The 14,959-nt window shown below is 69.8% G+C and carries 12 protein-coding genes; 6 read left to right on the top strand and 6 right to left on the bottom strand.

The window, feature by feature from the left end; all coding sequences use genetic code 11:
* Positions 1–7: 7 nt before the first annotated feature.
* Positions 8–565: a hypothetical protein gene (locus FOF48_RS16620; protein WP_143902736.1), complete on the bottom strand. Its 558-nt coding sequence runs from the start codon at positions 563–565 to the stop codon at positions 8–10.
* Between the two features lie 222 nt (positions 566–787).
* Between FOF48_RS16620 and FOF48_RS16615 the strand changes: the two genes are divergently transcribed.
* Positions 788–1,432, top strand: coding sequence for a YdcF family protein (locus FOF48_RS16615; protein ID WP_143902734.1), 645 nt, complete (start codon positions 788–790; stop codon positions 1,430–1,432).
* Positions 1,433–1,447: 15 nt separating this feature from the next.
* Here FOF48_RS16615 and FOF48_RS16610 read toward each other — a convergent pair whose 3' ends face one another.
* Positions 1,448–1,876 carry a MarR family winged helix-turn-helix transcriptional regulator gene (locus tag FOF48_RS16610; RefSeq protein WP_201756434.1) on the bottom strand — a complete coding sequence of 143 codons (429 nt, stop codon included), beginning with the start codon at positions 1,874–1,876 and terminating at the stop codon, positions 1,448–1,450.
* A 151-nt stretch (positions 1,877–2,027) separates the two neighbouring features.
* Here FOF48_RS16610 and modA point away from each other — a divergent pair, with 151 nt between their 5' ends.
* The 3 genes from modA (at position 2,028) to modC (ending at position 4,772) form a co-directional block, all read left to right on the top strand.
* Entirely contained in the window at positions 2,028–2,930 is a 903-nt protein-coding gene (gene modA / locus FOF48_RS16605) for a molybdate ABC transporter substrate-binding protein (RefSeq protein WP_143902730.1), read from the top strand.
* On the top strand, positions 2,930–3,607 hold the full coding sequence (modB, locus tag FOF48_RS16600) for a molybdate ABC transporter permease subunit (RefSeq protein WP_143902728.1): 678 nt from the start codon (positions 2,930–2,932) through the stop codon (positions 3,605–3,607). Before modA ends, modB begins: the two co-directional genes overlap by 1 nt.
* 106 nt (positions 3,608–3,713) lie before the next feature.
* Positions 3,714–4,772: a molybdenum ABC transporter ATP-binding protein gene (gene modC / locus FOF48_RS16595; RefSeq protein ID WP_143902917.1), complete on the top strand. Its 1,059-nt coding sequence runs from the start codon at positions 3,714–3,716 to the stop codon at positions 4,770–4,772.
* A gap of 7 nt (positions 4,773–4,779) precedes the next feature.
* Here the strand turns inward: modC and FOF48_RS16590 are convergent, their stop codons facing one another.
* From FOF48_RS16590 to FOF48_RS16580, 3 genes are all read right to left on the bottom strand, one after another.
* The gene (locus FOF48_RS16590) at positions 4,780–5,583 is read right to left on the bottom strand and encodes a pentapeptide repeat-containing protein (protein WP_328701018.1); all 804 of its coding nucleotides are present in this window, start codon (positions 5,581–5,583) and stop codon (positions 4,780–4,782) included.
* 2 nt (positions 5,584–5,585) lie between these two features.
* Positions 5,586–8,018: an isoamylase gene (locus FOF48_RS16585; RefSeq protein WP_143902726.1), complete on the bottom strand. Its 2,433-nt coding sequence runs from the start codon at positions 8,016–8,018 to the stop codon at positions 5,586–5,588.
* A gap of 199 nt (positions 8,019–8,217) precedes the next feature.
* Complete coding sequence (locus tag FOF48_RS16580) at positions 8,218–8,565, bottom strand: hypothetical protein (RefSeq protein ID WP_143902724.1); 348 nt, start codon at positions 8,563–8,565, stop codon at positions 8,218–8,220.
* 390 nt (positions 8,566–8,955) lie between these two features.
* Here FOF48_RS16580 and FOF48_RS16575 point away from each other — a divergent pair, with 390 nt between their 5' ends.
* Complete coding sequence (locus tag FOF48_RS16575) at positions 8,956–10,632, top strand: hypothetical protein (RefSeq protein ID WP_143902722.1); 1,677 nt, start codon at positions 8,956–8,958, stop codon at positions 10,630–10,632.
* 2 nt (positions 10,633–10,634) lie between these two features.
* Here the strand turns inward: FOF48_RS16575 and FOF48_RS16570 are convergent, their stop codons facing one another.
* The gene (locus FOF48_RS16570; RefSeq protein ID WP_143902720.1) at positions 10,635–11,330 is read right to left on the bottom strand and encodes a lysoplasmalogenase; all 696 of its coding nucleotides are present in this window, start codon (positions 11,328–11,330) and stop codon (positions 10,635–10,637) included.
* 185 nt (positions 11,331–11,515) lie between these two features.
* Here FOF48_RS16570 and FOF48_RS16565 point away from each other — a divergent pair, with 185 nt between their 5' ends.
* A complete protein-coding gene (locus FOF48_RS16565) occupies positions 11,516–14,896 on the top strand; it encodes a hypothetical protein (RefSeq protein ID WP_143902718.1) in 3,381 nt (1,126 codons plus the stop codon).
* Positions 14,897–14,959 lie beyond the last annotated feature (63 nt).

The following is a 14,959-nucleotide window of genomic DNA, read 5'->3' as shown; positions in this document are numbered from 1 at the left end:
CGCGGCCTCAGGTGGGCAGGGTGAAGCGATAGAGGACCTCCAGGTCCCCCTTGCTGAAGCCCTTGAGGACCTCGTGGTGGATCTCCTGCCGGCCGCTCAGGTACGCGAGCCCTCCGGCGGCGAAGCCCATCACGGCGAGCTCGAAGTAGATGTGCGGCCGGGGCACGCCGGTGATGCGCAGCTCCACGGAGTCGCCCTGGAGCTGCGCCGTCAGGTCGCCCTCGGTGAAGTAGCCCTTCCAGATGCCGGGCGTGAACAGGGCGAAGCGGCGGAAGTCGTCCTTGCCGAACATCGTCTTGAGCTGGCCCTGGCCGAGCGCGTACTCGGCGGACTTCACGCCGTATTGCCAGTAGGCCTTGGTGTCGCCGCCGTAGAAGCGCTGGGTGAAGGCTTCGTTGAGGCGCAGGAAGGCATCCGCGGGGATGCGCGTCACCGGCATGATGGGTTGGCTGAAGACCGGATCCCGCTTCGCCTGCTCCGCGAGGAACGTCTTCCACGCCGGCTCGCCGAAGGCCTGCACCGCCAGGGTCTGCCGTGCCAGGAATGCGACGCCTTTGACATCCATCCGTATGCCTCCGCCTGCCTGGCCGCTCCGGGTTCATCACGGACCCCGGCCGGGTCATGGCGCATTGTGTCTCCGGGACCACCTCCTGGGCGATACGCATCGCGACAATTCACCGGGTCGTGTGAGTCATGACCCGAGGGGGCCTGTCCTCACGGGCACGGTGCTTCACGGGCGGTGCATCCCGGGGCGCGCACGGTCCGGGATGCGGCTAGGGTTCCCGAGGTGCGACCTCTTGCCTTGCTCCCCAGGCCCGGACGCGTGCGCCGGGCCGTGCTCCTGGCGGCGGGCGCGCTGACGGGCGGCGTGTTCGGGCTCGCCTTCTGGGTGGACCGCTTCGGCCGGCGCGAGCACCTGGGCGGAGCGGACGCGCTGGTGGTGTTGGGAGCGCGGGTGCTGCCAGGGGGCATGCCCTCGGGCGCGCTGGTGGCGCGCGTGGGGCAGGCGGCGGCGCTGTATCACCGGGGCACGGCGCCCTGGCTGGTGGTGTCCGGGGGCGTGGGCGTCCATCCACCCTCCGAAGCGCGCGTCATGCGCGGCCTGCTGGAGGAGGCGGGCGTGCCCTCCTCCGCTTGCATGCTGGAGGAGGACAGCCACTCCACGCGCGACAACGCGCGGTTCAGCGCGAGCCTGCTGCGGGCGCGGGGGGCGCGGCGGGTGGTCGTGGTCTCCGACCCGTATCACCTGCTGCGCGCGCGGCAGTGCTTCCGGCTGGAGGGGCTGGAGGTGGCCACGAGCCCCGCTCCCATCGCCGGGAGGATGCGAGCGTGGGACCGGGCCTACTGGACGGTGCGAGAGGCGTTCGCGCTGCTGCTGCATCCGCGCCTGCTGCTGGCGCGGGCACCCGGTGGGAACGCGGGCGGACGCTGAGGGGCCCGCGCGGCCTCAGGTTCCGGAGGGCTCTGGCGTGTCCAGCTTGAGGAGGACCTTCTCCAGGACGCGGAAGAGGGCCTGGCGGTCCTCGGGGTCGAGCATGCCCAGCACCACGCCCATCGAGCGGTGCATGGAGCGGTCGAGCTTGGTGAACGTCTGCCGTCCCTTGTCGGTCAGGCGGCAGCGGACGACGCGCCGGTCGGCTTCTCCGCGCTCGCGCTGGAGGTGGCCTTCACGCTCCAGGCGGTCCACCACGCCGGTGACGGTCTTCTCGGTGACGCCCAGTCGCTTGGCCAGCTCGCCCATGGTGAGCGAACCGTCCAGGCCCAGCCACAGCAGGGCGTGCACCTGGGGTGGCGTGAACTGGAGCTGTTCGCAGGTGCTCGCGATGGGGTCACGGAGTGAACGGCGACGGCCCAGCGAGAACATCAACTCCTGCATGCGGTCGACGTCCTTCGCGAGCGCTTCATCCTCTTTATGGATATTCCGCGACACAGAGTATTCATTAGCGGCGGGGGGCGTGTGGGTCAACTTGTAGGCTGCGATGGATGCATTCGGGCTTTCCGGGTGCCGGCTTCCGGAGGTGTGGAAGATGCGACTGACAGGGTGGGGACTGCTGCTGGCGCTGGTGGCGGTGACGGCGCGGGCGGAGGACGAGGTGTTGGTCTTCGCGGCGGCGAGCACGACGGATGCGCTCCAGGCGCTCGCCCCCGCGTTCCAGAAGGCATCGGGGCACCCGGTGCGGTTCGCCTTCGGGGCGTCGAGTGACCTGGCACGTCAGGTGGTGGCGGGGGCTCCGGCGGACGCCTTCCTCTCCGCGGACGAGGCGAAGCTGGACACGGTGGAGCGGGCCGGGCTGGTGCAGCCGGGCACTCGGGTGGACCTGCTGTCCAACCGGCTGGTGGTCATCGTCCCGGCGGGCTCCCAGGTGAAGGTGGGCGGGGCGGCGGACTTGAAGGGCCTCCGGCGCGTGGTCCTGGCGGAGCCGGCGGCGGTGCCCGCGGGGGTGTACGCGAAGGCGTGGCTGACGAAGATGGGCGTATGGGCGGACGTGGCGCCGCGGGTGGTGCCCGCGGTGGACGTGCGGGCCGCGCTGGCGGCGGTGGAGGCGGGGCGGGCGGACGCGGGCGTGGTGTACGCGACGGACGCGGTGCACTCGAAGAAGGTGCGGGTGGTGTTCACGGTGCCGGAGGCGGATGTGCCGCGAATCGTGTACCCGGCGGCGGCGCTGACGCAGGGCAAGGCGCCCGAGGGAGGGTTGGCGTTCGTGCGCTTCCTCCAGACGGCGGAGGCGCGGAAGGAGTTCCACAAGCTGGGCTTCCTGGACGCGAGCGCCGCGAAGGCGGTGCCGGAGGGGGCCGGTGGCCAGGTGGCGCCGGATGCGGGGCCGAGTGCGCCGTCGGCGGGACCGCCGGATGCGGGCGCGCGGCGGACCGCGCCCGCTGGCACGCGGGGCGTGGCGCCGGATGCGGGCAGGGGGCAGTTGTCGCCGTGATGGATGAAGGGCTCACAGGGCTGGTCCTGTTCACGGTGGCGGTGGCGGCCCTGTCCACGGCGCTCATCCTGGTGCCGGGCGTCGCGGCGGCGTACGCGCTGTCGCGCTGGAGGGGGCCGGGGCGGGGCGTGATGGAGACGGTGCTGGCCCTGCCGCTCGTGCTGCCGCCGACGGCGGTGGGGCTGGTGCTGCTGGAGCTGCTGGCGCGGGACGCGGTGTTGGGGCGGTTCCTGGACGCGGTGGGCGTGGAGGTGGTGTTCACGCCGAAGGCGGTGGTGCTGGCGAGCGCGGTGATGTCCTTCCCGCTGCTGGTGCGCGCCGCGCGCACGGGGTTCGAGGAGGTGGATCCCCGGCTGGTGGCGGTGGCGCGCACGCTGGGGGACACGCGCACGCGGGCCTTCTTCCGCGTGTCCCTGCCGCTGGCCTGGCGCGGCGTGCTGACGGGCGCGCTGCTCGCGTTCTCCCGGGCGCTGGGCGAGTTCGGCGCCACGGTGCTGGTGGCGGGCAACATCCCGGGGCTGACACAGACGCTGTCCCTGGCCATCTTCCAGCGCACGCAGACCGGCCAGGACGCGGCGGCGCTGAGGCTCGCGGGGGTGTCGGTGGTGCTCGCGTTCGGGGCCATGTACGTGACGGAAGTGGTGACGCGGCGGCGCGGAGCCCGGGGGCTCGCGTGAGTCACGCGCTCCCAGGGCGGGCGCTCGTGGAGCCCGTCTGTTTTCACGCTGGGCCGCGCCGGCGGGTGCTCGTGGCATCGGGAATGGCGGGAGGAGCACGTCCGTGATGGAGCTGTCCCTGCGCCTGCCCCTGGCGCGCTTCACGCTGGAGGTCGAGGCGCGCTTCGCGTCCGCGTCGGTGGCGGTCCTGGGGCGCTCGGGTTCCGGCAAGACCTCGCTGTTGGAGGTGCTCGCGGGCCTGCGGCGGGGCGCGAGCGGGCGCGTGACGGTGGAGGGGCGCGTGCTGCTCGACACGGCTTCGCGCGTGGACGTCCCGCCGGAGGCGCGGCGCATGGGCTACGTGCCCCAGGACGCGCTGCTCTTCCCGCACCTCACCGCCGGACAGAACGTGCGCTTCGGCGTGCGCGCCGGGCGGCCGTCGCGCGTGGACGAAGCGGTGCATTTGCTGGAGCTGGAGCCGCTGCTGCACCGCTACCCCGTCACCCTGTCGGGAGGCGAGAAGCAGCGGGTCGCGCTGGCGCGAGCGCTGGCCACGGATCCCGCGTTGCTGCTGCTGGACGAACCCCTGGCCGCGCTGGACGTCGCGTTGAAGGAGCGCGTGCTGCCCTACCTCTTGCGCGTGCGCGACGAGGCGCGAGTCCCCCTGCTGTACGTGACCCACCAGCTCGGCGAGGCGCGAGCCCTGGCCCGGGAGGCGCTGCTGCTGGACGGCGGCGCGGTGAAGGCCGTGGGGCCCGCGGACACGGTGCTGGGCACGGTCGCGCGAGGGCTGCTCACCGGCGAGCCCGAGGAGAACATCCTGGAGGGCACGCTGGAGCATCCCGACGTTGGAGGCACGCGGCTGCGCATCGCGGAGGGGCTGTCGCTCTGGGTTCCGGACGTGCCCGCGTTGCCGGGGGGCACGCGAGCCACCTACGCCGTGCCCGCCGAGGACATCCTCCTGTCCACCGGCCCGCTGACCGGCGTCTCCGCGCGCAACGTGCTGGAGGGCGCGGTGGTGAAGCTGGAGGACGCGGGTTCGGGAGAGCTCGCGACCCACGTCGACGTCGCGGGTGTGCGCTGGGTGGTGCGGCTCACGCAGGCCGCCGTGCGCGAGCTGTCCGTCGCACCGGGGCTGCGGGTGTTCCTCGCGGTGAAGTCCTCCGCCTGCCGCCGCCTGACCTAGACGCTCGTCAGCGCTTCGTCCCCGCCTTCTTCCCCCCGCCGCGCCCCGCAGGCTTCGCGTGGTAGCCCTCCACCAACATCCCGAGCGCGTGGACCACGGACATCGCCGTCTCCGACGGGATGCGCGTGTCCTTCAGCTTGTTGCGCGCGGGGTCGAGCAAGAGCCCCGTGGCCCCGGAGAAGTCCGTCCGCGTGAGCGTGCAGCCGCGGAAGTTGCTGCCGGCGAGGTCCGCGCCCGTGAAGTCCGCGTCCGTCAGGTCCATGTCGAAGAAGTTCGCCTCCCGCACCACGCACCGCACGAAGGCGGTCTTGTGGAGGCTCAGGCCCACGAACGAGCTGTACGGCATGCCGCAGTCCTCGAAGGCCACCTCGGGGTTCGAGGCCACCCCCGTCCAGTCGATGCCCATCAGCTTCGAGCCCTCGAAGCGCACGTCCCGCAACCGGAGGGCGATGACGTTCGCGCGGGTCAGGTTGCAGCCCTGGAACACGCACGACTCCAGCAGCGTGTCCTTCCAGCGGCCTTGCTGCAATTCACAGTTCACGAAGGTGCACCGGTAGAACTCCTTGTCCACCAGGTGGATGCCCTGGAGGTCCAGGCCTTCGAACGTCTCGTTCTCGAAGGAGTCCTCTTGCTGAAGTCGCTTCAGCAGGGCGGTGGAGGGACCTTCTTCCTGGGACACGGCGCACGTTCCTTTCTGGAGGAGGGAGGCCGCCGTTATACCGGGGCGCTCCGACTCCAGGACATCCAGGATGCGCGCCACCGCGAGGACCCGGGCCCGCTGGGAGGGAGCACCGGGTCCCACACGGCTCACCGCTACTTCGCCACCAGCACCAGCACGCCCCGGCCGCACAGGCCGTAGTTGGCGTTCTCTCCGCCAATCAGGTCCGTGCTGCCCGGGTTGAGGGTCACCTGGTCCGCGCCCCGGGCTTCAATCCATGAGCAGGTGTCCGTCACGCGGTACCACTGCTTGCCCGTGCCCGGCCACGGCAGCGTGAAGTTCACGTTGGCGGACCAGCCGTTGTAGGCCACGTAGATGGCGCTCACCGTCTCACCCGAGAACTCCGTCGCGTCGATGCGGTACGCCAGCGCGTGGTTGTTCGTGTCATCGAAGTAGGCCGTGTTGGCCACCGCGCCGTCCGGCTTGAACCAGCGCAGCTGCTCCATCACGTTCCCGTTGGTGTCCGTCGGGAGGTAGAACTCCGCCGGCCGCAGCGCGGGGTGCGCCTTGCGGAACGCGATGAGGTTCTTGGCGAACAGGCGGAAGTTGGACTGCTCCGTGCTCCACGCGTAGTTCAGCCAGTTCCCGCTCGAGTCCAGGTTGTAGGCGTTGTTGTTGCAGTTCTGCGAACGCAGGAACTCATCGCCGCCCGTCATCATGGGCACGCCCGCGCTCAACATCAGGAACGCCAGGCCGTTGCGCGCGGCCTGGCGCTGGAGCAACGCGCTGCCGCCCTGGTCCCAGCTGTGGTTGCTGTCATCGCCACCGTCGGACGGGCCAAAGGGCCAGGCCTGGCCGTTGTTCTTGCCGTTGCACGAGTACAGGTCCTTCAGGGTGAAGCCGTCGTGGGCCACCATGAAGTTCACGGACGCGGCCGGCTTGCGGCCGTCATCCCCATACAGGTCCGACGAGCCCGCGAAGCGCGTGGCCAGGTCCCCCGGCTTCACCGCCGTCACGCCCAGCTCGTTCTGGTCCTTGCGGAAGGTGTCGCGGAACGCGCCGTTCCATTCCCGCCACTTCGCCGGGAAGTTGCCCACCTGGTACGAGTTGCCGCCAATGGCCCAGGGCTCCGCGATGTAGTCCGTGCCCGCCCCGCCGCCCTCCGGGCGCGGCTCCAGCTGCGCGGTGATGCGGTTGAGCGCCGTGTTCAGGTTGTCGCGCTCGTACAGGTAGCCGGAGTGCTCGTTCGTCTCGTGCTCGTAGACGTTGCCCAGCACCGACGCCAGGTCGAAGCGGAAGCCGTCCACGCCCAGCGTGTCCTTCCAGTACGACAGCGAATGGAGGATGACGTTCTGGGCCGTGGGGTTGAAGGTGTTGAAGTTGCCGCCCACGCCGGTGTTGTCCCAGTTGAACTTCATGTCCTTCGTGAGGCTGTAGTACGTGGGGTTGTCCAGGCCCCGGTACGACATGACGTTGTACGTGCTGGGATCGCCGCTCACCCAGCCGCCGCCCTCGCCCGTGTGGTTGTAGACCACGTCCACCAGCACCTTGATGCCGGCGTCGTGGAACGCCTTCACCATGGCCTTGAACTCACGCGTGGGGCCCCCCGCGGTCTGGTCGCACGCGTAGCGGCGATCCGGCGCGAAGTAGCTGAGGTTCATGTAGCCCCAGTAGTTGTCGCCCGCGGTGCTGACCACCGTGTCGTTGTTGCCGTTGTCCGTCTCGTGCAACGGCAGGAACTCCACCGCCGTGATGCCCAGCGCCGCCAGCTGCGCGGCCTTCTGGCCCGCGGTCTTGTAGGTCCCCAGGCAGGTGGAATCGAGCCCGGAGCCCGTGTCCTGCTTCGTCAGGCCGCGCAGGTGCACTTCATAGATGATGTCGTCCTTGAAGGCGCGCGTGGGCTTGGTGCCGGTGGCCGTGGTGTCCGGGAGCAGCACGATGCCCTTGGGTGCGTACGGGCCGCTGTCCTTGTAGCGGTGCGTGGGGCCGGACGCGAACACCGTCGCGTCCTGGTTGGAGGGGTTCACCGGATCGTGGCTGAGCTCTAGCGCGTATGGGTCCCACAGCAGCTTGTTCGGATTGAAGCGGTTGCCCGCCGTGTCCACGTCGGAGCCGAAGCCCACCGTGTTGTTCGTCTTGCTCCAGCTGGAGCTCCACGTCCAGTTGGGGCCCCAGGCGCGGTAGCCGTAATAGACGGTGCCGGTGAGGCCGTAGCTGGTCTTCAGCGTGTTGACGGAGACGGACTTGCTCCAGACATTGTCCGAGCCCTTCGACATCACATAGCTCACGACCTCCTGCGCGCCCTGAGCCGTCTTGTAGATCCACACCTCGATGCGCGTGGCGCGCGAGGAATACACGCGGAAGTCGATGTTGGCCTGCGTGGCGTCGTACTTCGCGCCCAGCGTCCAGGTGAGCGTCACCGGCTGCCGCACGGTGTCCGTCACGGCGGGGGCCTCCGGTGCCGGGGCGGTGTCAGATGCATCCGAGGCGGCGCAGGAGACCAGCGCCGAGGCGAGGCCCATGGCGACGAGGGGCTGCCACCGCGTGAGCCAGGGGCTCCGGCGGTGACGACGGGAAGAGGGCATCATGGATGGGGCTCCAGCCGCGGCAGGCGAGGGGCAAGCCTTCCGGACCCGCGATTGTCCGGGTGTTCCGGTTCAGCACCGGAGTGATGGTGAAGTCAACCGCGCGCCCCCTCGCGAGGCATCGCCGGCCCTGCCCCACGAACGTCAGGGCATGGCCGGATGCGTCAAGGCCCCGGGTGGAGCCCCACCGTCGGCCGCGGCGCTAACAAATCTTCTTGATGAGCGCCTCGCAGTTCTTGATGGCCTGGCTGATGGTGCAGTTGGTGGCCGTACAGTAGGGCCGCCCCGTCTGTGGGTGTTTGCAGTAGTTGAGCACGACCCAGCAGGACGCGGCGGAGGCGGTCACGTCGGCGCTGGGCTCGACGGACATGTTCGCCACCTCCTCCGAGGGCGGCGCCTCGGTCGGAGCCTCGCGCTGCTCGATGACCATCTGGAGACCGGCCTCCGATGAATACAGCTGGCCCTTCTGCGCCGGGGCCGTCTCATCGCCCGCGCCACAGCCAACGAGCGGAATCACAGCCAGCACCATTCCCAGGAACAGTCTCTTCACGGTGGATCCTTTCAGTCATGGGCGCCGGGGAGCGCCACCGGACACGCGATGTCCGGTTGATATGGATTTGCGATTGATTGTCTTTTTAGTCAAGTCTTACTCGTTTTTGGTGGGTGGGTGACTGTTTCCATGCCCTTGGGACTGTTCTGCGGATGTATGAAATTGTTGCATGGGGTGCCATGTCGGGGGGCGGAGGATGTTTTCCCTGTCTTTTCAGTGGATTGGACTTCATCCAGGAGGGGCGGACCTCATCGCTCGAGCAAGGTTTTTGTCAGTCTGTTTTTATTTGAGAAAGACTGGCGGGGCGACGCGGGCCTGGACGAGGGATGAAGGCGCATCGCCTTGACACCCTGAGTGGCACGCACGTCTGCTGGGGTCATGAACTGCCGCATGTGTCCCAGCGTCGCGACCCGCTTCGAGCCCTCGTCCATCTTCCCGAAGCTGATGCTGGGCTACTGCGAGGCACACGCCCCTGTCTCCACGCCGCCGCCCATGAGCGGGGAAGCGCTCCAGGACACATCGACGGCGCCCAGAGGGGGGTGGGGCGAGGTCTCGAGCGAGTCGCTTCCACCGGACTGGCACGTCGAGGACATGCTCTATCCCGGGCACACGGTGCTGGTGATGGCGCCCGACGGGGACCTCACGAAGATGGCCATCACGGCGCTGGAGGACACCCCGGTCCCGGTGTGCCCGCTCAAGCTCGCCGAGCAGGGCTGGAACCGGGACCCCGTGCTGCGGACCCTGGACGGCCCATCGCTCTATCGAGCGCGTCAGGGTGTGACGACGATGGGGGCGCGCGCCGTCCTCAGGGCCAACGCCCGTTCCCAGCGCTCCGAGCTGGTCGCCAGTGACATGTTCGACGGCATCAAGGTGCTCAACCCGGAAGCGAACGCGCGCCTGTCGGAGCGGGGCGGCTTTGGCTTCCACGACATCCCGGTCGCGGGCGGGAACATCATCGCGGCACGCGACGCGAAGGGCCTCCTGCGGTTCGTCGTGGGAGAGCTGGGGCTGTACGGCGTCTGGCACGCGGAGACGTTTGGCCGGAAGCTGGCGGTCCAGGGGACGGACATGGAGCTGGAGCAGCTGACCCGGCGCGCCGCGAGGGCCGGGTACGATCCCGAGCAGTACCTGCTGTGGAAGAACGCCAAGAAGCGCATCCGCCAGACGCTGCTGGGGGAGCTGGCTGAAGCGGAGGACCACTCCTCGAAGACGAAGCGAGTCCTGTTCGTGCCGCAGTGGGCCTACCACATCGACATGCAGATGCTCTACCTGGGGCAGGGACGGTTCGCGCTCCACAGCTTCACGGAGCAGCGCAGGCTGGTGGAGAGCTTCAGCGAGAGCGAGCTGCCCGTGCGCGAGGCGCTGCTCAAGGACATCAACGTGCTCCTGGAGAAGTACGGGGAGGTGAACGCGCGGACGAAGGCCCTGCTCGAAAAACACGCCTTCAAGGTCGTGGACGTGGTGGGGACCTTCCCGCTCAAGGTGAGGAACGCGCACGTGGACCGCTTCCACCCCTCCCAGAGCGCGAACTACTTCTGCTTCGTGAATGGGATGGCCCTGGCTTCGGGCCAGGTGCTCGTCGTCCACGACATGAAGACCCGGAACAAGCTGGCGGCGCGGGCCTTCGAGTGGTTCCAGAAGGCGCTGTCCGAGGTGGAGATCACGCCCATCCCCATGGCCAGGAGCTCCTTCGACGCGAGCGACTACATGCTCAAGCAGGAGGGCGGCTTCCGGTGCCGGAGCACCACCTTCCCCGTGCAGTGGCTCAAGAGGCTGGAGTCCATCGCCGAGGACGACCGGCGCATCGCGCTCGAAGCGGAGACCGTGAGGAAGAGGATCCAGGAGCAGGAGAGCCTGGCCCGGGAGCAGGAGCGGGCGAGGACGGGTGAGGCCGCCCTCCAGCGACTGCGGGACGCGGGGGTGTACTACGAGGGCATCTACCAGAGCTCCGTGAAGACCCTGGCCGCCAGGGGCCGGCTGGATGCGCTCATCCTCGCGCTCAAGGACATGCCGGATGCAGACGTGCTGGATAAGAACGGCGTCTTGAGCGACATGCTCGATGACTGAGGTCAGCCCGCGGGCTGGCTGGACGCCGCGGGCACCGTGAGCGGCGCGGCGGTGGGACGCGTGGAGACGGCGATGCAGAGCTGCGCGGCCCAGTACAGCAGCATCACGGCGTAGCCCATTCCGGGCAGGGGCTTCACGAAGAGCCGGATGGAGAGCAGGCCGTCGCTGAGGGTGAACAGCAGCGCGCCCACGAATGCCAGCCATTGCTCACGCGGGGCGAGTCCCGGGCCGCCCAGCATCGCCGCCGCGCGCCAGCCCATCGCGCAGATGACGGTGACATAGGCGGCCACGGGCAGCGCCAGGTCACCCAGGCCCGGCCACAGGGCCACGCTCGCGCCCACGCCCAGCAGCAAGAAGGGCAGGGCCCGCGCCAGTCCCGGGCGCCGGGTCACGCTGAGGTACGCGGCCGCGTAGCTGACGTGCGCGAGCAGGAACGCGCCCAGGCCGGGGAGGAACAGGTGCGGCCCGACTTCCAACAGCACGTCGCCAAGCAGTGACAGCCCCAGTCCGGCGAAGATCCACCGGGAATAGCGCTCGCGGGGAGGCCACAGCCACGCGAGCAGGCCCACCATGGGCAGTGCCTTGGTGACGAGCCGGACCTCCCGGGGGCCCAGGTCCAGCGCGAGGAGGAAGCCGACTCCCCCGGCGATGCCCACGGCCGCGAGGAGCTTCGTCCCACCTGTCCATCCACGGGTCATGGGGCACACCTTACCTCGACCCCTTGCGGCAATCCCTGACGGCGATTTGCTCCTCCGCATTGTCAGGGAAATGTTTCCAATGCCTGCTTCCATTGCACAGCCTCACTGAAGCATACGGACGTCCGGCGGCCCGGACTGAAGTGTTTCCAGCGGGCCGCTGTTCCAGAGCCAAGGGAGAAGGTTCCATGCGTCTGCCATTCGCAGGTCCGCGAGCCGGTTGGCTCGTGCTCGCCGCGTTGATCAGCTGCTCACCCCCACCGCAGGAGGATGGTGATTCGGTGGCGCGCCGCGTCCCCGTGCACGCGGACTCCCGTCTGACATCGCCGGAGCCGCAACTGCTTGCATCCGCGGTGAACGCGCCCTCGGATGGGTTGGCCTTCGTCACCCTCACCATCACGCCGCGCGACGCGAGCGGGGCGCCCCTGGGGACGGGGCTTCACGTGGAGGTGCTCAGCAGTGACGCGTCCGTGACCCTGGGCGGAACGGGCACCTCCGCCTGCACCGTCAACGCGCCCTCCGCGACGTGCCTGACGGCGGTGGACTCCGGCGCCGGCAGCTACGTCGTCACCGCGCGCAGCTCCACGGCGCTGGCCGTGCCGACGACCTTCTCCGCCACCGTCACCGATGCGAGCGGCACCACGACACTGCCCGACACCGCGGACGTCACGTTCGACTCGGCCCTGTTCCTGGGCGGCGCCAGCTGCGCCGGCGCGTGCGGCACCACCGTCACCACGGGCACCGTGACCCTCACCAGCGCCAACGCCGGGGGCCGCAACCTCTACATCACGGGCGGCACGGTGACGTTCGATGCCAGCACCGTGGGACAGACCTTCGGTGACGTCTTCATCACCGGCGGCACGGTGACGCACCTCCAGGCCACCAACGCCGCCATGTTCAAGCTCGACATCCTCACGGGCTCCTGGAACCTGCTGGGCGGCTCGGTCAACGTCACCAGCAAGGGCTATGGGATGACCTGCAATCCCAATGGCTCCTGCAGCGGCAATGGGCTGGTCAGCTTCAGCGCCAATGGCGTGCCGTCGTCCCTGCTCGCGGGGCCCAGCCAGCTCTACGGCGCCAGCCACGGTGGCATGGGGTCCGGCAACTACCGCATCAACATGACCGGGGCCAGCAACGCCCACTCGGGCAACGCGGGCACCACGTACGGCGACTACCGAGACCCCAAGTTCCCGGGCGCCACCAACAGCACCTACTCCGGCTTCCACGGGGGAGGCGTCGTGCGCATCACCTCCTCGGGGACCTGCGTGCTCGCCGGCGCCTCCACCCTCGTGGCGACGTCTCCAGCCAATGGCGCGGGCGGCTCCATCAACCTCCGGTGCCGGGGCATCACCTCCACGGGTTGGACGGGGAGCATCAACGCGGACGGAGGGCCCGGCGCGGGGAACTCCTCCATTCCGCTGGGCGCGGGCGGTGGTGGCCGCATCGCGCTGGTCAGCACCGGCGATGCCGCGACCCTGACCGGCGCGGTGAGCTACCCGCCGGTGAACCTCACCGCCCGGGTCCATGCCTTCGGTGGCACGCCGGCCAACTCCAGCTACGTGGTGGGCGCTGGAGGCGCGGGCACCCTCTACCTCAAGCACAGCGGCCTGACGTACGGCGACCTCATCATCGCGAACAACGCGCCCCCGCATTACCAGAACGAGGGCACCACCCGGCTGCCCGCCATCGCCGGCACCATCACCGCGAACGTCAGCCCGGGCGCCACGTCGCTCCCCGTCACGGTGTCCAGCACGGGCCTCAACGCGACCTACTATGAGAACGCTGGCGCGCCGCTGAACACGAACCCCGCGCTCACCCAGAACACGTCCCCGTCGTCCACGGTGGCCTACAACGGCGTGTTCGCGGGCGGCTGGCTGCGGCCCGACATCACCGCGGCGGGCGGTGCGCTGTTCGACCCGTCGAACCTGGTGGGCGTCACCACCAACGCGGTGGGAGCCCTGACGACGACCGCCGTGCCCTCCAGCGTCCCGGCGGGCGCGTTCTTCCGGACCGTGGACGTGCTGGACCACCTGGACGTGCTGGGCAACGCGCTGCTCGAGACCAACGGCGACATCTACGTCCTGTCGGGCAACACGACGAGCTCCGGGGCCAGCACGATGACCGTGAACGGGCTGGTGCTCTTCGACACGACGGCCGGGAGGACCGGCCGCATCGAGTACGCCAGCGGCGCGGTGAACGTCGTGCAGGGCAGTCAGGTGATGCCCCCGGTGGCGGGCGCCACGCTCGTCGCGGACAACGTGACCGTCTCCACGGGAGGCGCGCTCACCGTGCCCGCCATCGTCGCGTCCCGGGACGTGGTCGTGGCGGGCGGCACGCTCACCACCAACTCCATCACCGCGGCCCGCTATTCGCAGTCCGGGGGCGTCCTCAAGCACTACCTGCCGCTGTACAAGACCTCTCCGGCCGCCGCGGTGGTGTACGGGCTGGACCTCACGCTCGCGGATGCCTTCACCCTGACAGGGGGCTCCGTCGACGTCGCGGGGCTGGGCTATCCGACGTCCTGTGATCCGCAGGGTGCGCCGTTGACTGTCTATGGCTTTGGCGTGACGGGGCCCTCGGCCACGACCGGCGTGGCGGGTGGCTATGGCGCGGGCCATGGCGGCGTCGGCGGGGGGTACACGGCCGGGGTGGTTCGCGGCATGGTCTACGACGACTATCGCGACCCTCGCTACCCTGGTGGTGGCGGCACGACCGTCGGTGGCTCGCCGTCGTACCTCGGGTACCGGAGCCCTGGAGGCGGTGTCTTCCGAGTCACCGCCGCGGGGACCTGCACGCTGGGCGGAAGCTCGCTCGTCAAGGCCAGCGCGGTGACCACCGGCGGTCAGTACGGCGCCGCGGGAGGCTCCGTCTCCCTGCGCTGCGGTGGCTTCGACACCACGGGCTGGAACGGCTCCATCACCGCCAACGGGGCGCCCGCCTATACGCAGGCGACCCTTGGCTCCACGCGCGCGGGCGGAGGGGGACGGGTCGCGCTGGTCAGCACGGGCGGGGCCTCCAGCTTCGTCGGGGCCCTGACCTATCCCCTGCCGACGGGCACCGCGCAGGTCCAGGCGCGCGGCGGCACCGGCGTCAGCGCCACGTACACCGACGGTGGCGCGGGCACGGTGTTCCTCAAGCACGGCGGGGTCCGCTACGGCCAGCTGCTCATCCACAACAACAACCAGACGCACTACGCCGCGGGCGGTTACACCCCGTTCATCTCCATCGCGGGGACGGTCAGCAGCGCGGTCGCCGCTGGGGACACCACCCTTGGCGTGTCCATCACCAGCACGCCGCTCCACAACTCGGCGGCGTTCAACCAGCTGCTCTCCGGCATGTGGCTGCGGCCTGACACCAGCGTGAACAGCGGCAACCTGCCCGCGGACAACCTGGTCATGGTCTCCGGCAACACCTTCGTCAGCGCCTCGCTGAGCCAGCTCACCACGTCCCCGGCCCTGGCCGCGGTACCGGCGGGGGCGAGCTTCAAGAGCGCGGACCTCTTCGACGTCTACGACGTCCTGGGCGGCGCCATCACGCAGACGAACGGCGACCTCTACATCGTCCCGTAGCAGCGCCTCCGCGCCCACCCGGTTCGCCGCATGCGCCGCGCGGCGGGCCGGGTGGACCGGTCC

This window comes from Corallococcus sp. Z5C101001 (assembly GCF_007352635.1).
Taxonomy (GTDB): domain Bacteria; phylum Myxococcota; class Myxococcia; order Myxococcales; family Myxococcaceae; genus Corallococcus; species Corallococcus silvisoli.
Note: the sequence above shows the minus strand (reverse complement) of the source record. Positions and strands in the feature narration are given on the sequence as shown.